The organism is Anaerobacillus sp. 1_MG-2023 (assembly GCF_030547345.1).
Lineage (GTDB): Bacteria > Bacillota > Bacilli > Bacillales > Guptibacillaceae > Guptibacillus > Guptibacillus hwajinpoensis_B.
In genome coordinates this window covers 57637-76091 of sequence record NZ_JAUORD010000008.1, presented here as the reverse complement: position 1 = coordinate 76091, position 18455 = coordinate 57637, and the positions used below count along the sequence as shown (strand labels likewise).

Genomic DNA, 18455 nt, shown 5'->3' with positions numbered 1-18455 from the left:
TCCCTCCATGTGAAATAAGCGGTATGATGTTTGAATTTTTTAGCTACTTTGTATGCAAGCTCTCCATCTATTTTGTTGTAAATAAATTTCATTTCTCTTTTAAACTCGGAATACGGTTTAATGAATCCCAAACTCCAAGCAAATACATGATTCCAAGTGCTCGGTCATATAAACCATAACCAGGGCGACAAACTTCATCCCATATATGTCTCCCATGATCCGGACGCACGTACCCTTTATAGCCACTCTCATGAAGAGCCTTTACTACATCATAAATATCAACAGATCCATCTTGAGTTCGATGGGAAGCCTCTATAAAGTCTCCGTTGTCCTCGGTTTTTACATTGCGGATATGTGCGAACGCAATTCGATCAGCAAACTCTCTCACTATGTTGCCGGGATGATTCTTTGGATTCGCTCCAAGAGAGCCACTACAAAATGTCAGGCAGTTCGAGGCACTGTCGACCATCTTCAGCATGCGAGATATATTTTCTCGATTCGTGATAATCCTCGGCAAACCGAAGATAGACCAAGGCGGATCATCCGGATGAATCGCCATTTTCACGCCATTTGCTTCTGCCATAGGAATAATCGCATTAAGAAAATAATGCAAATTGCTAAAAAGATCTTCCTCTGTAATGCCCTGATAGGAATCAAGCAGAGTGGATAATTCTCCTAAGCGCTCGGGTTCCCAACCGGGCATGTGAAAATCAAGATCATCCGCATTCTGCTTAACGATCTGCCTTACATTCATATTAGTTACTTTCTCATGCTCATAGAAAAGAGCCGTCGACCCATCCTTTAACCGTTTTTTTAAATCGGTTCGAAACCAGTCAAACACAGGCATGAAATTGTAGCAAATCACTTTCACCCCAACGCTTGCTAACTTTTCTATCGTCTTATTATAGTTTTCAATATAGTAGTCTCGATCGGAATGACCTAATTTGATCGCCTCATGTACATTGACACTTTCTACAACTTCATTAGATAATCCGCTATCAACGGCCTGTTTTCTCACTGCCTCTATCTTTTCCATAGGCCATTCTTCTCCAGCAGGGAGATCATGCAGTGCCCAAACGATTCCTTCAGTACCAGGGATTTGTTTGATATAGCGCAATGGCACCGTATCATTTCCTTCACCGAACCATCTGAACATCATTTTCAACCTGTCCCACCTCTTTCATTAGGAGAAAAGCGCTTCAATGCTGCCAAGTTTTCTACAAGACTATCATATGGGTTCCCGTCGAATTCCTCTTGTTCTACAGTGAACCAATCGATGTTGACCTTATCCGCTTCACGCATCAGCCCGGGATAATCAATCATTCCTTTACCTACTTCAGTTGACCTTTTCGTGCCATCTCCTATCATATCTTTAATATGCAACGAGACGATTCGATCTTGGTAAATCTGAATGATTTGAAGAGGATCATGACTCGAATAGGCTGCCCAATAACAATCCAATTCCATTTTCACTAGATCTTTGGATGTTTCTTTAAACAAAAGATCGAAGCCAGTACCTTCGCCCATATCCGTAAACTCAAAAGCGTGGTTATGATAACCAAATTCAAATCCTGCATTCTTACAGCTTTCGCCTATACGGTTTAGCTTTTCAGCCGAACGCTTATAGTCATCGGCTGTTTTCCTCATTTCTTCTGGTAAGGCAGGACAAATCAGTAAATGCTCACCGATCGCTTCATGATAGGAGAAGAGTTCCTCAAGTCGATCTTCTCCTAGCTGATGAATGCCCACATGTGAACCGGCACGCTTTAATCCCTTCTTATCTAAGCTTTCACAAACTTGTTCTGCTGAGGCATCAAAAAAACCCGCAAATTGGACGCCATCGTATCCCATATCACCAACACGTTCGATCATGCCAAGAAAATTTTTTTCGGCTTCTTCTTTCAGTGAATAAAGCTGAAGGGTGATGTTTGCCAACTTCTCTCTCTCCTCTCGTATTAAAAGATCCTCACCCGACCTGTTAGTTCTAGGGGGGAGTCAATACATTATCTCTGAAGTTCTTTAATGGGTATTGTCTTTCTGCTATTCATAGAACTTACGGAAATCCCCTCAAACTGAATCGCCTCTCCATTCAATTGACAGAGATTGATCGTTTTGGATTCCCCAGGTAGAAGATCAAAAAAGTTATCTGAGCACGTTACGCCGCTTTGATTAAAGTCCACTTTCACGAACCTCGCTAGCTCTCGTGAGCTTAGCGTTATCGTGTTCTCGGCCTCGTTATTTTCAATCTCCACTACAGCAGCAGGATAGTTCATGTCTTTATAATCTCTTAAATAGTAACGATTTTCTTCGAAAGAGCCAGTCGCTGCATACGCTCTAACAATTACTTTAGAAGCAGATGCACCATTTAGCACTTCTTCTTCAGATAAGACAGCTAATTCTGTTACCGAATTGCTTTCTACTGAAAAGTCGAGTGATCTTGAGAAAACCACTTCCCCATTAAATCCTACTACGTCAACGTTAAGTGAATCTTTAATAGAAGTCAGCCGATCATTTATAACAGAGAGTTTTAATGACTCTCCTGGATCATGATCAATTACCGCCATAACAGGAGCAAAGAATTTCTTAGCATAATAATAGGAAGCCTTCGGTAGGAGCTCATAATCGATCATCGACCAGCTTGTACCTGGCCAGCAATCATTAAGCTGCCAGATCAATGCGCCAGCTGTAAATGGTTTCTGCCTTCTATAGTGTTCGATTCCATACTTTAGTCCTTCTGCCTGAGTCAACATAGAGTAATTCATATACTCATCGATCGTTTCCGGTATGCCAGTATAACCTTCCATAAGGAGTATTCCTTTTTCATGAAAATGGTCCTTATTTCGATAAGACATTTCATCACTTTTCCAATAAAATTCACCTTCAGGAATGTAGCTTTTTAATGTGAACTGGTTAGAAGATGCATGCATCCCAAATTCGCTCGAAAAACGAGTGTAGTCTTTCTTATAATTCTTAAATGAAACACCTTCAAGAGAAATGTCCTGAACAACAGCCTCCCCTTTTTTTCTTGGTTCAACATTTCCATGCCAGACTTGCCAGTTATGACGATCTCCCATTTCCTCAGCGTCCAGATCATTTCCTCCAAATGGTGAACTCGGCCAATAAAGACGGGTGTTATCCAGCTTCTTCAGTATTTCCGGGATAAGGCTATGATAAATTTGTTCACCATAGAAAGGAGTCGTGATCTCACCATCGGAATGTTTACGATCATAGATCCAATCAATTTCATTATTTCCGCACCATAGAGCTAGACACGTATGCTTTCTTAAACGCTTCACAACCTTACTTACTTCATTTCGTACATTCTCCATGAAGTTTTCGTTATAATCTGGATAAAGCGCATTAGCGAACATAAAGTCCTGCCAGACTAAGAGCCCTAATCGATCACACTCTTCGTAGAAGATATCTTTTTCATAAATACCCCCACCCCATACTCGCATCATGTTCATGTGAGCGTCTTTCGCTAATTCCAACTGGTTCGAATATCGATCATTCCGCGCTGCACCTATGAAACTATGAACGGGTATCCAGTTCGCACCTTTAGCAAATAACCGAACACCATTCAAATTAAAAACAAAGAGGTTCTCCCCATTTTCATGTTTTTGCTCAACAGTAACCGTTCTAATGCCAAACTGCTGAGAATGTTCATCCACCACGGTACCGTCTTCATCTTTCAACTTCACGTTCAATTCATAAAGATATGGTTCACCAAGATCATGCGTCCACCATAGCGTAGGATGATCGATTTCAAGGTGTAGTGTCGTCAGATTTGACTTAACAAAACATACCTCTGCACCATCAGCTGTAAGCAGCTCTGCTTCAATTCGGAAATTTTCTGTATGAAATGGATAAAAGGACTTGATGTCTGTTTTAATTTCAACCAGAGCCTTTTCCTCATTCGCCTTAACGGTTTTAGCGAACACACCGTCAAACTTCCCTTTCGTTCGCTTGTGAAGATGAACAGCTTTCCAGATACCAGTCGTAACGAGTCGCGGCCCCCAGTCCCATCCGAAGTTCATTGCAGCTTTTCGAGCCCAAATCCTCTCCTTACCATAGCTACACCAATAATTACGCTCTTTGCCTTCCACCTCTTCAGTCACTGGATCGAATCGAACAGCAAGCTTATTCTTCCCCTGTTTAATCGCTCTACTCACGTCAAAGGAGTGCTCGATAAACATATTCTCGGTACTTCCTATTTCCAGTCCGTTCAGATAGACAGTTGCGAAAGTATCCAGACCTTCAAATTCCAATTCAAGCTTCTCACTTTTAGACAAAGACTCGTCCCAGCTAAAAGATGTACGATACCACCATTCTTTCTCCTCTACCCAGCGACAATCCAGGTCATTATGACCGATAAAAGGATCTTTAATTAACTTCTTATCGATAAGAGTAGAATGAACATCTCCCGGTACAGCTGTCGTCATCCAAAAATGATCGATATAGTAAGGAGCGGCTAATTCGAGCGGATTCTTTTCTCCCGCTTCAAACCACTGTAATTTCCATTCGCTACTAAGTTTCATAATCCATTCCTTTCTCCATGCGCCTTACTCTTTTGAAAAATAATACTTCTATATTGAGTAGGCGTCATGGACGAGACTTTTTTGAAGTTATGAACAAAATACTTATAATCGTGGTATCCTACCATCTGAGCGATTTCAAAGACACGATAAGGCGTTTCCTTCAAGAGCACTTTTGCCTCTCCAATTCGAATTTCATGTAGGTAATCATTAAAGTGAAGATCCGTCTCCCGTTTAAACAGCTGGCTAAAATAATTAGGAGAAACATTGATCACATCCGCTACCTCAGAAGCTTTCAAATCATGCCCATAATTTTCTTCGATATAAGAAACCGCTTTCCTGATCAACCAGCGTGAACCTGCATTTGCCGTCGTCTCCTGGTAGGCTCCATACGCGATAAGATCTTGATAAAAGAGCTTTCCCAGCTGCTCATACGAGTTATGAACTCCAACATTCAATTTGCCATATAGATTCACATTGATCTCCGGATAAAATTCTTTGAATATTTTTTTCTCGAAATCTTCTAAAGATCGCACGATATTTTCAAGATACCAGCGATTTTGTTTAAACGTTTGTAAAAGACGCACACTAAAATCCTCGTACTCTTCTTCACTATGTAGTTGTTTCACATCCTTCTCAAAGGGTTCTAGTGAAAAAGGGATGTTTACTTGATGAAGAACAGCTTCCACTTCAAGCACCTCATCACTATGAAAAGCCTGAGCTTTCATCGCTTCGTTTAATAAGTAATACTGTCGTTGAAGAGTATCAGCTGTTTTTGCCTCATGAGAGATCGTTAGGTTTAGCGAGAATCCCAACTTTCGAGACGTTTGCTCAAGGAGACTCTTATGCTCACTGAAGGAAGCTCCTCCACAACATGTAAGAAGACTGTTTTCTCCCACTACGATCGAAACGTTTCTTATCCCTCTTTCACTCATCGCCTTGCTTAACTCTTTCATCCATTGTTTCTTAAGTTCGATTTCTTCCAACGATGAACAGTTATTTACAACATTCGAGAAGTGTTGAATCTCACTTCCAACTAACTGAATCCCTCCAGAAATTGCTGTTTTCACACTTCCTGGTAAATAACTCAGCTCCTGACCTGTAGCAAGTGAAGAGAGAATCTGCTTGGCGCCGCTTTCCCACTCTTGTTTTTTTAAGTGTTCGGTCTCTTTTCTAATGGAGATGATCAATTCCATCAGCTCATCGATATCAACAGGCTTAAGTAAATAATCTTTAATCCCAAGTTTCATAGCCTGCTTCGCGTACTCGAATTCATCATATCCACTGATTATGATCATCCGAATCGATGGATAGCGCTTGTACACCTCACCCGCTAGTTCAAGTCCGTCCATAATGGGCATCTTCACATCGGATAAAACGACATCCACATCATGTGCTTCAATCACCTCAAGTGCTTCTTCACCGTCATAGGCCTCTCCAATCACTTCAGCCCCCATTTCATCCCAGGGCACAGTATTTTTTAAACCTTCGCAAATAATTGGTTCATCATCAACAATCAACACTTTGAGATTCATATCATTCACCTGCACTTTTCCAGACTTCAATTTCTTCTTCTGTTTCAAGATAGGGGAATCTCACTCTGACCCAGGCTCCAGGCGAAGGTTTGTCTTCAATCGTCAGAGAAGCTCTTGATCCGAACGCAATGAGTAGCCGATCTTGTATATTTTTCAGCGCATATCCAGATTGAATACTTTCCATTGTAGTTCCTTCTCCGAATCCTTTACCATTATCCAGTACATCGATCACCAGATCCTGGTCGTCCCGAAAACAACGAATATAGATTTTCCTCTCCGTCCTCATATTTTCAAATCCATGATGAAGGCTGTTCTCTATTAATGGCTGGATCGTTTGCTTTAGCATGATAGACCCCATCGCGGCATGATCACAATAAAGGGTGTACTGAAGTTTTTTCCCAAGACGTCTTTTTTGTAAATCTAAGTACCCCTGACTGTAGGTAAGCTCGTCTTTTAATGTGATCCATGGTTTCCCACGATTCAAACTAATTCTGAACATCTTTGATAATTGTTCAATTAGTTTACTAGTCTCCATCGCTTTCTCTAAGCGTGCCGTCCAGCGAATCATATCCAATGTATTGTAAAGAAAATGAGGGTTGATCTGACTTTGCAGAAGCTTGAGTTCTGACTCACGATTTCTTAGCTCCATCTTGTACTCGTTGTCGATCAAATAGCGTAAACGCTCAACCATTTTGTTAAACCTCATTCCTAATAACCCAATTTCATCACTTGATCCTACAGAGACATTTGCAGAAAAGTCCCCACGCTCTAACTGTCGAGTTTCCCTCGTTAATTCACGGATTCTTCGGATATTAAAGTAGTAAAAACCAAAGATCGCGAGTAATCCAAAAAGAGTCAAAGCGATCATCATGATTAAAATCGACTGTTGTATACTAGTGATCCCCTCGGCAACACTCTTCTCATTAACTGCCCCAAGGATGACAAGATCCGCCCCAGCAACTGGCTGCGTAACAATAGTATAGTTCACATCGTCTCTCTCATATTGGAGTGTGCTATTTTTATCACCGTTACGAATAATAGCTTTTACAATATTCTCGTCAGGATAAGGTTTACCGATCATGTCCTCATCTGGATGCATCACAACTTGCCCATGGTGATTTAAAACGAACATCGTCTCTAAATTCTTAAAGTCAGTATCGATCAGTTCATAGAATTTTAATGCATCAAAGCGAATCGTAACCATTCCAAGCGGAAGTGACACGTTATTAACATCATTGATAACACGAAATAAACTCACGACCTTTCGATCACGCCCCCACGCGTCACGAATCTTATAAGCATCGCTCCAATAAGGTTTGCCAGCAAACTCCTCCGCCTTCACTTTCCAGACGTCCTCCTGATTTTCTTTAAGAGGGGTGCCCATATCCAGGTGATGGCCGTTAACAGATGACAATGAAATCGAATGTAAATAAAATTTAGACGTAAGATGAAACGTAGTAAAACCAGTAATTCTGCGTTCCATATCGTTTAAATACGTACGGTTACCGGGCGACTCTTCCGTTCTTAGGAAGGAGCGGATATCTTCGCTATAAATCATGTAAGATGAGATATCTTCAATATCACTAGTGAATGCAGAAATATTCTGGTCTATTTTCTCGAGATGTCCTCTTGTATTATTAACAGCTTGAAGCTGAATCGCCTGATTCGCTTCCGAATAAATATAGAGACTGAAAGCAAAAATCGGAACTAATACAAGGGTGAAAAAGATGAAAAAGAACTTCCAATGAAGTTTCCAACCGGAAAAGGACAGCAATCGCTTCATGTCATCTACCTCTCATGTTGACGTTTACTTTAAAGCTTATCCTTTCACTGCGCCAGCTGTCATCCCTTTTACAAGATGCTCTTCTAAAATCATGTAAATAATGATGGTCGGTATGATCGCGAGCGTTAGCCCCGCCATCTGTGCTCCGTAATTCGTTGTATATTGGCCTGCAAAATTCGCTAATCCTAACGGCAGCGTCTTAAGCGCATCTTCGTTAATCAATACGAGCGCAAAGGAGAACTCGTTCCAGTTATTGATAAAGTTCAAAATAACCACTGTCGCAAGTGCTGGTTTTGTCATCGGTAGAATAATAGACCAGAAGATTCGAAACACACCACAGCCATCCATGATCGCTGATTCTTCGATGTCCTTTGGAAAAGCCTTCATGAAGCTTACGAGTATAAATATCGTGATCGGAAGATTGAAAGCGATGTAAGGCAATATGAGACCCGCGTGTGTATTTAACAATCCAAGGTTTTTCATTAGAAGAAACATCGGTACAAGTGTGGCGTGAATGGGAATAAGCATTCCAAATACAAAGAACGCATACATGTATTTGCCCCATTTATACGTAAAGCGTGAAAGAAAATAAGAAGCAAGCGCACCCGCAAGTACGGTTACAGCGACCGCGATAACAGTAACGATGATACTGTTTAGAAAATAAGTATCTAACCTAGCTGTTTCCCATGCTGTCTTATAGTTTTCAAATAACCACGTTGCCGGGAAAGAGAAAGGGTTCTCTGCGAATTCAGTATTGCTTTTGAATGAATTCAGTACCATCCAGAGAATAGGATAAGCATTCATCAACGCATACATCAGTAATAAAATATAAATCAATGTCTTTTTCGAGACCTTTCTAGCTTTTAATCTACTATCCTGATAATTAACATTTGTCTGCTTTCGATAAGCTGTCTCAGCCATGTCTTGATTCCTCCCATCCGATCAAACTGACTTTCTTCGTAGAATTCTCGTAGACAGATAGACGAGTGCCAGGCTAAAGAAGAAGATAAACAAAGAAAGCGCACTCCCATACCCGTAGCGAGTAGAAGAAAATGTCTGTTCAAACATATACATCGCCATAACTTCAGTAGAATGTCCTGGTCCCCCAGAAGTCATAACGTAAATTAAATCAAACGTTCGTAGACTTCCGCTTATACATAGAATGACTGCAACAATGATCGAGTCCCACATCATCGGCAGCGTAATATAAAACGTTTGCTTTAAACCAGAAGCTCCATCAATTCTAGCTGCTTCATATATTTCCTCCGGAATGTTCTGAAGTGCAGCGAGAAAGATAATGAGATAAAGACCTACGAACTGCCAGATGATCGTAATACAAACCGATATCATTGACCACTTCGGGTCACCTAGCCAGTTCTGAGTAAGAGATTCAAGGCCAATAGATTCGAGCAGTTGATTGAATAACCCTATTCTTGAGTTGTACATCATTCCCCACACTAACGAAATGATGACCGTAGAAATAACGACTGGCATAAAGCCAACAGTTCTGAAAAATTTCCCACCTTTGATCTTTCTATTCAATAAGAGGGCAATAAATAAGGCGATCGGAATCTGTCCAAATACAGATGCCCCGACAACGTATAGATTATTTTTGAGAGATTGCCAAAAAATCGGATCCGTAAGGGCTTCCTGGAAGTTAGCCAGGCCAACAAATTCCATTTCGGTGAACCCGTCCCACCTCATGACAGAGTAATAGAACGAGATGAGTATCGGAACGATTGCAAACAATATATAAATAAGAAACGCCGGGGCTAACCCCACAAATGCAGGCCATTTACTTCTGCTTAACAGATGCATAACTCTCCTCCTTTGAAAAAAAGAAGGAAACCAAGTTTCTAAAGACCTGATTTCCTTCTAACCGTTACTTACTCTTCTCAACAGCTTTCTGAAGCTGTTTCGCTAGTTCCTCAGGTGTCATCGTGCCAAGTGTTACTTCCTGTAAACCAGAGTTAATAGTATCTGTCACGTCAGTTGGAAGGGTCGCATCATATACAGGCGCGATTTGACCATTTGTCAGCTCAGAAACTTCTCTAAGGAGTGGACTGATGTCAGAAGGCGGTTCAATATCCGCTGCAACTAGAATGTCTGCTTTCATAAGATTTTGATAGTATTCTTCAGAATAGAAGCTTTTCAAAAATTCCTGTGCCGCTTCAAGATCTTCGCCTTCAAGTTCACTATTCAATGCGATACCAGTACCCGTTACAGCAGAAACTGCTGAGGGATCTCCTTCCCCACCATCAATTTGAGGGAACAGGGCGATACCGATATTCTTATCCGGTACAGATTCAAGAAGTGGTCCAAGAGACCATGCTCCATCGATCATCATAGCTGCGTCACCCATAGCAAATAAATCTCGATGCTGGATGTTATCGATCGAGTTGAAGTCTTCATTGAATGCTTCCATGTCGGAAAGCTCCTTGATCACGTTTACTGCATCAATAAACTTTTCATCCGTAAACTTCTTATCCCCATTTAGTACTTCTGACAGGAATTCACTGCCTGTCATGCGGTCTCCAATCGTACTGATATACGAAGACTGTAATACCCACTGCGCTTTGTTACCAAGTGCAATCGGAATTGCATCATTTGATTTAAGTGTTTTTATTAACTTTTTGAACTCATCATACCTTTGTGGAAACTCATCATAACCAGCTTCCTTAAGCATATCCTTGTCATAATACACAAGACTTGTTGGTGTGATATTTGCTGGGAGTGCGTACTGCTTACCATCAACGCGGTAATCACCAAGCTGCCCTTCTTTGATAAGGTCGTCCCAGTTACTTAAAATATTATCAATTGGTTGAACGAGTTTCCCATCTACTAGAGGCTTAAGTTCTGCTCCAGGAAAAACCTGAACTAGATCTGGTAACTGCTTACCTGCAGCTTGTGTTTTAACTTTGACTTTAAATTGGTCATGTGGAATACTCTGTTGATTAATGACAATATTAGGGTGTTCCTTATTGAACTTTTCTATCTGCTTAAGACTCGCTTCATTTTGTGGTGAAGGCTCGGTCCAAATGTTCCAGAACGTTAATTCGACCTTATCTCCGTCTCCCCCAGATGAACCGCTTGAAGTATCATCACCTGAACATGCCGAAAGCATCAGTACAAGGACCAGCATAGCGATAAATAAACTATGAGATCTTATCTTTTTCAACATTCCCCATCCCCCTTATCGTTTTAAAAGCGCTTACAAATAAATTGTAAACGGATTCGACAAAACTGATAATCCGAAAAAATTAAGATACTATCCTAAAAATTATTTAGTTTTTAGATTATTCCGCACATTCCAAAAGATTACTTCACGATTATTATTATAATATTAGATAAATAAAACAAATAAAAAAAGCTAAGGACTTATAATCCTTAACTTTTTCTTTAACGATATCCCATTATCCTACTCGACAAAATTTGAGCTTAATCGGGTGGTGACAGGCACTAATAAACAATAACTAATTTAAACCTCCAATAAACTCATCAACAACTCGATTAAACTTATCAGCTTCTTCTATAAACGGACAGTGACAGCTTTCTTCAAACAACTCAAGTTTCGAGTTAGGGATCGCTCGATTTAAGTGCTCCCCAGCTGCTACTGGTATAAGCTTCTCCTCTTTCCCAAAACATAGTAATGTTGGTTTCGTTATTTGGTTTAAATAAGGGCGGCAGTCAATGATGGATTGATCGAAAAGAATTGCACTTGCAATGGAAGCAGGCACTTTGGTTGTCTCTGCTAACATCCACTCGAGCTCAGATTCAGACAAATCTTTTTTAAACATCAGTGGAATGAATCCTTGAAGCAATCCCTTTTGATCCGATTGAATCTCTCTCATCATTCCAATAAGTGCCGGGAGATCAAATGCGCCTATTTCAAAATCTGGCCACTTAAAATCCGATGCTAGCTCATCAACAATAACTGTCCCCTTCACGTTATCCTCACCGAACTGCTGTAAGTATTCCCATATAACAAAGGCACCCATTGACCATCCAACTAGCGTTACGTCCTTCAGATGAAGCTGATCAATAAATTTCTTCAGATCACGAGCATAGTTTGCTACTGAGTGCCCTGTTTGAACGTGAGAGGATTGCCCATGACCTCTTAAGTCTAGAGAAATAGCACGATACTTCTGCCTGAAGTACGGAAGCTGTTTTTTGAAAAAGCGGCTACTCATCCAAACGCCATGAATGAAAATCACAGGCTGCCCCATACCAACATCTTCATAATAGAGCTCTACATCATCTTCAATATTCAAAAATGGCATTGTTACCCCTCCTATAAATAAGAAATAATTGCCGTTAATCCTCATCGTATAGCTAACTCAAGTTTATCACGAGCATCATACGATACGTATGCAAGAACCTCTTCTTTTATCCATATATTGCTCGACAGCATTCGAGTCAGTTCGGGTGGTGACAGGCACTACCTATGCTAGAATATGAGAGAGAACATAATACAAATGTGAAGGAGGAGTTACAATGGGTATTTTAAGCGGATTTATGGGGAATGCTTCAACGATGAAGAAGGAAGATGTGCAAAAAGAGCTTTCTACCATTCTTTCAGAAACAGAAGAGGTGAATGCCGCATTTAAGCTTGTGAGGGATTTAATTGTCTTTACAGACAAACGCCTTTTGTTTGTTGACAAGCAAGGCATGACAGGTAAGAAAGTGGAATATCATTCTGTTCTATACAAGAGCATTTCGCACTTCAGCATTGAAACGGCAGGACACTTTGATCTTGATGCAGAGCTTAAAATCTGGATTTCCAGTTCACAAGCTCCTACCTTCTCGAAGCAGTTTAAGAAGGATGATAGCATCTACACAATTCAAAAGATCCTTACTGAACTTTGTGGATAATGTATTACAATCCTAAAAAAAATTCAAAGAAGCTAGCGAACCTTAGTTCACTAGCTTCTTTGTTCAGTTTTCAATATTCATAAATTTATAAAGTAAGGTTGCTTTATTACTTGGACAACACATTTACGATTTTAGCTATGGCCCAATCAAGATCTTCTCTTGAAATGATAAGCGGTGGCGCAAATCGGATCACCGTATCATGCGTTTCCTTACATAAAAGCCCTTCTTCTTTTAACTTTTCGCAGTAAGGTCTTGCAGCCTCTGTTAATTCAACTCCGATAAATAATCCTTTACCGCGTACTTCTTTAATTAGAGGGTTATTGATTTCCTTTAATTTTTCTTGAAAATAGTTTCCAAGCTCGAGTGACCGCTGAGCTAACTGTTCGTCTTCTAAAACTTCAAGAGCAGCAACAGAAACGGCACAGCCAAGCGGATTTCCACCAAATGTGGATCCGTGTGAGCCAGGATTAAAGACACCAAGAATTTCTTCATTAGCAGCAATACATGAGATTGGGAAGACGCCTCCACCTAGCGCTTTTCCAAGAATGTAAATATCCGGCTCCACATTTTCCCAATCGCACGCAAATGTTTTACCCGAGCGCCCAAGACCAGCTTGAATTTCATCCGCGACGTAAAGCACATTACTTTCTTTACAAACATCATAAGCTTCCTTTAAAAAGCCTTCTGGAGGAATGACAATCCCTGCTTCTCCTTGAATCGGTTCAAAGAGGAAAGCAGCTGTATTTGGTGTAATGGCATTTCGTAGCGCATCAATATCACCGTATGGAATCAATTTAATTCCCGGTAACATTGGACCAAATCCTCTTTGGTATTCTGCCTCAGAAGAGAGAGAGACAGCCGTCATTGTACGTCCATGAAAATTCCCGACGCATGCAATAATTTCAGCCTGATTTTCAGAAACGCCTTTCACATTATAAGCCCAGCGTCGCACCGTTTTAATAGCGGTTTCCACTGCTTCTGCCCCAGTGTTCATTGGAAGAACTTTTGCTTTATTTGTTAGCTTTGCGACCTTCTCATAAAACGGAGCCAATTGGTCGTTATGAAAAGCTCGGGATGTTAATGTAATGCGATCTGCCTGGTCCTTCAAGGCTTGAATAATTTTCGGATGACGGTGTCCTTGATTAACTGCTGAATAAGCACTCAACATATCCATATATCGGTTACCTTCAGGGTCTTTCACCCACACCCCTTCTGCATCCGTAATCACAATTGGAAGCGGGTTATAGTTATTCGCTCCATATTGAGTTGTTTTTTCAATCACATTCTCAGTCGTTGATTGTGTCTTCATGTTCTTCCTCCTTTAAAAGTTCGCCTCACCTAGAGGAGCAAAAAATCTTCGCTCTCCCTCTCGTTAGTAACAAGCAAGTTTTATGCCAACTTTTTAAAACGATTAAATCTTAGGGAGGACGGGGATTATTCATTTTCGCCATGCAAAACATCTTTGCATACAATTGATTTATTTTGCATGTGTGTGCAAAATAATATTGCAATCCATGTGCTTTCATACATACAATAGCGATAGCAACAAAGGAGGTACGTAACTTGGATAATGAAACGGAGAACGATTTGAAAGTACTTAACACCATGAACCAGGTATATAAAAAAATCATCGATGAAATCGACGTCGGCGTTCATGTGATTGATGAAAAAGGCAAAACGATCATTTATAATCCTAAAATGATGCAAATTGAAGCCATGGATCGCCAGGATGTGGTTGATAAATATTTATTAGACGTCTTTATGTTCTCAGCGAATGAAAGCAGCACGCTTGTTAAGGCACTTCAAAAAGGCATCGAAACGTCGAATGTGAAGCAAACATATTTCAATAATAAAGGGAAAGAAATCACAACAATTAACAACTCATTTCCCATTATAGTAAATGGAACTATTAAAGGCGCTGTCGAGATTTCTAACGACGTAACAAAGCTTGAACGGTTAATTCGTGACAATATGAATCGAAAAGGAAACACTCGATTCACATTCGATAGCATTATTGGAGATAGCCTTGCCATTCAAGAAGTGATTGAAAATACAAAACGAAGCACACGGACATCGTCGTCTGTTTTGATCGTTGGGGAAACCGGAACAGGGAAAGAATTATTTGCTCAAAGTATCCACAATGGTAGCCACCGTTCTTCCGCTCCATTTATTTCACAAAACTGTGCTGCCTTACCTGATAATTTGATTGAAAGCCTTCTATTCGGTACGAAGCGAGGCGCATTTACAGGAGCAACTGAGCGACCAGGCTTATTTGAACAAGCAGAAGGCGGGACGTTATTACTTGATGAAATCAATTCTTTAAATATGAATTTACAAGCGAAACTATTGAGAGTCCTACAGGAAAAAACAATTCGGCGCATTGGTGACACAGAAGATAAGACCATTGACGTTAGAATCATCGCTACAATGAACGAAGATCCCATTGAAGCCATTGCGCAGGAACGAATGCGTAAAGACTTGTATTTCCGACTTGGGGTTGTGACGCTATTTATCCCTCCACTTAGAGAAAGGAAAGAGGACATCTCTTTATTAGTGGATTCGTTTATCTCAAAATATAACGAACTCTTTCAAATGGATGTTAAAGGAGTAGATACCGAAGTCTCTGAATCATTTCAGGTTTACGACTGGCCAGGGAATGTACGAGAATTAGAGCATATTATTGAAGGTGCCATGAATTTAATGATGAGCGAAGACATCATACACTATTCTCATTTGCCCATTCAGTATCGAAATAAAACTCCATTACAAAAGGAAAGACATTTGATTGAGGCTGATCATCTTACCATTCATCATTCCAATCAAATAATCCCATTAAAGGAACAAATGGAGAAAGCTGAAAAAGTTTATATCCAAAAGGTGCTTCAAAAAAACAAAAACAATATCTCCCAAACCGCAAAAGTATTAGGTCTGAGTAGACAAAGCTTGCAGTACCGGTTAAGGAAATTTGATATTCTAACGTAAAATAAGCGGTTAGATGAAATCGGAGCTGATGTGCAAGTGATTCGTCTTCTCTCTTCCATCCATTTTATCTCTACATTAAAACCCGTATAATAAGAAGTAACCGCTTTACCATTCGACAGAATTTGACTTAAACCGGGCGGTGACAGGCACCAGAAACCAGAAACCAGAAACCAGAAAGGAGCTTCCCCTCATGTTCGAACTCTTGCTTACGATGCTAGAGCGACTTGGCATTATCGTCACAATTGCGTTTGTGCTAACCCGCTTTCGCTTCTTCCGAGATATGATATACAGCGATCAGCTTGCTCGTAAGCAGCAGTATGTTGCGATTGGCTTCTTTGGTTTCTTTGGGATCATAGGAACATATACAGGATTAACATTTAGTACAGATTCACTCCAATTTAATTCATGGCCACTAGAAGTTTCTTCTGACGAAGCCATCGCGAATTCAAGAGTAATCGGAGTCGTTCTTGCTGGACTTCTTGGTGGAAAGAGGGTTGGATTTGGTGCAGGACTTATTGCAGGGATTCATCGCTATATGCTTGGTGGATTTACAGCAGTAGCTTGTGGACTTGCCTCCATTATTGCTGGACTTATCGCTGGCTCTCTACACAGACGAAACCGTCATGTAAAACTTCGATCAGCCTTTATGATCGGTGCAGGTGCAGAAGCCGTTCAAATGCTCATTATCTTGCTTCTTTCAAAACCGTTTCAAAATGCCATGGCTCTTGTAGAAGTGATCGGAATTCCAATGATTCTCGCAAACGGAATTGGCTGTGCTCTTTTCCTCCTTATCATAAAAAATGTTGTAAACGAGGAAGAAAAAGCTGGTGCTCTTCAGGCACAGAAAACCCTTCGTATCGCAGATCAAACACTTGGTTATCTCAGACAAGGGCTTTCTGAAGCTTCAGCTCATGAAGTCTGTCAGATTCTTCATCGAGAAATTGAAGGTAGCGCAGTAGCTATAACGGATCGTACACACATTTTAAGTCACGTCGGCCTTGCGAACGACCATCATCAATCAGGACACGAGATTCAAACGACCATTACGAAAGACGTTATTCATAAAGGTGAAATTGTTATAGCAAACGATCAAACCATTCACTGTGCTGAGAAAAATTGTCCGCTCGGAGCAGCCATTATTGCTCCCCTTAAACAGCGTGGTAAAACAATCGGCACGCTAAAATTCTATTTCCGATCGGAAAAAGAGATTACCCATATTATTACTGAGCTCGTTCTCGGTCTCAGCAATCTTCTTAGTAATCAGTTAGAAATAGCTGAAGCGGATAAAGCCTATCAGCTTGCAAAAGAAGCCGAAATCAAAGCATTACAAGCACAAATCAGTCCGCACTTTCTCTTTAATTCACTTAATACGATCATTTCGTTAATTCGAATTGAACCTGATAAAGCACGTAAATTACTCGTTTCCCTTTCACACTTTTTAAGACAAAATTTATCTGGTACTACAGCGAACATGACCTCGCTTAACCAGGAGTTAAAACACGTGAAAGCCTACCTTGAAGTGGAAGAAGCACGATTTGTAGACAGACTAACCGTTAAATATACAATCGATGAAAGTGTATTATCTGTCCAACTACCTCCACTCACGTTACAGCCGATTGTTGAGAATGCTATTAAACATGGTATCAAAAATAAGGAAAACGATTGTCTTGTTGAAATTACAATTGCTCAAAATCCAAACGGGGTTACTGTTTGCGTAACTGATAACGGTGAAGGGATTTCACCTGATCGTTTACCAGAGCTTGGTAGAGCACACGTGTCGTCAGAAATTGGTACAGGGCTTGGCCTCTATAACGTTAATCGTCGCCTAACAATGCTATTTGGAAGCGAAGCAAGCCTTGCCATTCATAGCGAGCCTAGCAACGGTACAACCATTTGCTTTTTGATTCCACTAATGGAGGACGAATAGATGAACGAAATGAAATGTTTAATCGTGGATGATGAACGATACAGCCGCCAGGAACTCGTTCATTTACTCTCACATTTTAAGTCGATAAATGTGATCGGTGAGGCTGATTCAGGTGAAACAGCAGTGATCAAAGCACTTCAACTTCAACCAGATGTTGTTTTTCTTGATGTTGAGATGCCCAAAATGAATGGGATGGAAGCAGCAAAAGCCTTATTGGAACTTAAGAAATCTCCTCTAATTGTTTTTGCGACTGCTTATCCTGAATTTGCTGCAGAAGCTTTTCGATATGAAGCGATTGACTATCTTCTGAAACCCTATGATGAAGAACAGCTTCATCAAACCGTACAACGTCTAGAGAAGTTGATGCAAGTATCTACTAAAGAAGAACCTCCGCCAAAGAAAGGCAAGCTCTCAGTTGAACTAGAAGGTGAGATTCATTACCTCGATCCCAATGATATCCTCTTTATTTTTCGCGATGAAAAAGTCTCACGGATCGTTGTAAAAAATGGCGAGTACGAAGTGAAGATGGCGCTGAAAGAACTGGAAAGCAGACTATCCTCCTTTTCGTTTTTTAGAATCCATAAAGGATATCTTGTTAATCTTCACTACGTCACGCGCCTGACCCCATGGTTCAATGGTGCTTATCAGCTTGAATTAGAAGGTGTTCAAGAAAAGCTTTCTGTAAGTCGTAATTATGTAAAAGCGCTACGTACTGAACTAGAATTATAATTCCGAGTGCATTTCAGTCTTTCATACAGACATCTCAATCCAACTTTCAGACATGTTAGAGCGGAATTAGTCCATTCCTCCCTCTCATCTCT

The 18455-nt window shown here is 40.5% G+C and carries 14 protein-coding genes; 4 read left to right on the top strand and 10 right to left on the bottom strand.

The window, feature by feature from the left end; all coding sequences use genetic code 11:
* Window positions 1–88: 88 nt before the first annotated feature.
* The 9 genes from uxuA to Q4550_RS14295 form a co-directional block, all read right to left on the bottom strand.
* Complete coding sequence (gene uxuA / locus Q4550_RS14335) at window positions 89–1165, bottom strand: mannonate dehydratase (protein ID WP_303533761.1); 1077 nt, start codon at window positions 1163–1165, stop codon at window positions 89–91.
* Window positions 1162–1935, bottom strand: a complete 774-nt coding sequence (locus Q4550_RS14330) for a sugar phosphate isomerase/epimerase family protein (protein ID WP_303533759.1) — start codon at window positions 1933–1935, stop codon at window positions 1162–1164. Before Q4550_RS14330 ends, uxuA begins: the two co-directional genes overlap by 4 nt.
* A gap of 68 nt (window positions 1936–2003) precedes the next feature.
* Window positions 2004–4538 carry a beta-mannosidase gene (locus Q4550_RS14325; RefSeq protein ID WP_303533758.1) on the bottom strand — a complete coding sequence of 845 codons (2535 nt, stop codon included), beginning with the start codon at window positions 4536–4538 and terminating at the stop codon, window positions 2004–2006.
* Window positions 4535–6070: a response regulator transcription factor gene (locus Q4550_RS14320; RefSeq protein ID WP_303533756.1), complete on the bottom strand. Its 1536-nt coding sequence runs from the start codon at window positions 6068–6070 to the stop codon at window positions 4535–4537. The genes Q4550_RS14325 and Q4550_RS14320 overlap by 4 nt, the downstream gene beginning before the upstream one ends.
* Window position 6071: 1 nt before the next feature.
* Entirely contained in the window at window positions 6072–7853 is a 1782-nt protein-coding gene (locus Q4550_RS14315) for a sensor histidine kinase (protein WP_303533754.1), read from the bottom strand.
* 36 nt (window positions 7854–7889) lie between these two features.
* Window positions 7890–8774 (bottom strand): carbohydrate ABC transporter permease, encoded by an 885-nt coding sequence (locus Q4550_RS14310; protein ID WP_371018554.1) that lies wholly within the window; start codon window positions 8772–8774, stop codon window positions 7890–7892.
* Window positions 8775–8795: 21 nt separating this feature from the next.
* On the bottom strand, window positions 8796–9671 hold the full coding sequence (locus tag Q4550_RS14305) for a carbohydrate ABC transporter permease (RefSeq protein ID WP_194222379.1): 876 nt from the start codon (window positions 9669–9671) through the stop codon (window positions 8796–8798).
* A 64-nt stretch (window positions 9672–9735) separates the two neighbouring features.
* Entirely contained in the window at window positions 9736–11034 is a 1299-nt protein-coding gene (locus Q4550_RS14300) for an extracellular solute-binding protein (RefSeq protein WP_303533749.1), read from the bottom strand.
* A gap of 292 nt (window positions 11035–11326) precedes the next feature.
* Window positions 11327–12133, bottom strand: coding sequence for an alpha/beta fold hydrolase (locus tag Q4550_RS14295; RefSeq protein ID WP_303533747.1), 807 nt, complete (start codon window positions 12131–12133; stop codon window positions 11327–11329).
* Between the two features lie 214 nt (window positions 12134–12347).
* On the opposite strand from Q4550_RS14295, the gene Q4550_RS14290 reads away from it, so the two are divergent.
* The gene (locus tag Q4550_RS14290) at window positions 12348–12725 is read left to right on the top strand and encodes a PH domain-containing protein (RefSeq protein WP_194222382.1); all 378 of its coding nucleotides are present in this window, start codon (window positions 12348–12350) and stop codon (window positions 12723–12725) included.
* Window positions 12726–12831: 106 nt separating this feature from the next.
* On the opposite strand, the gene Q4550_RS14285 is transcribed toward Q4550_RS14290, so the two are convergent.
* Window positions 12832–14034 (bottom strand): ornithine--oxo-acid transaminase, encoded by a 1203-nt coding sequence (locus Q4550_RS14285; protein ID WP_303533744.1) that lies wholly within the window; start codon window positions 14032–14034, stop codon window positions 12832–12834.
* A 296-nt stretch (window positions 14035–14330) separates the two neighbouring features.
* On the opposite strand from Q4550_RS14285, the gene Q4550_RS14280 reads away from it, so the two are divergent.
* The 3 genes from Q4550_RS14280 (at window position 14331) to Q4550_RS14270 (ending at window position 18363) form a co-directional block, all read left to right on the top strand.
* A complete protein-coding gene (locus tag Q4550_RS14280) occupies window positions 14331–15707 on the top strand; it encodes a sigma-54 interaction domain-containing protein (protein ID WP_303534004.1) in 1377 nt (458 codons plus the stop codon).
* A gap of 190 nt (window positions 15708–15897) precedes the next feature.
* The gene (locus Q4550_RS14275; RefSeq protein WP_303533742.1) at window positions 15898–17634 is read left to right on the top strand and encodes a sensor histidine kinase; all 1737 of its coding nucleotides are present in this window, start codon (window positions 15898–15900) and stop codon (window positions 17632–17634) included.
* Window positions 17635–18363: a LytR/AlgR family response regulator transcription factor gene (locus Q4550_RS14270; RefSeq protein WP_303533740.1), complete on the top strand. Its 729-nt coding sequence runs from the start codon at window positions 17635–17637 to the stop codon at window positions 18361–18363.
* The last annotated feature ends 92 nt before the right edge of the window (window positions 18364–18455 follow it).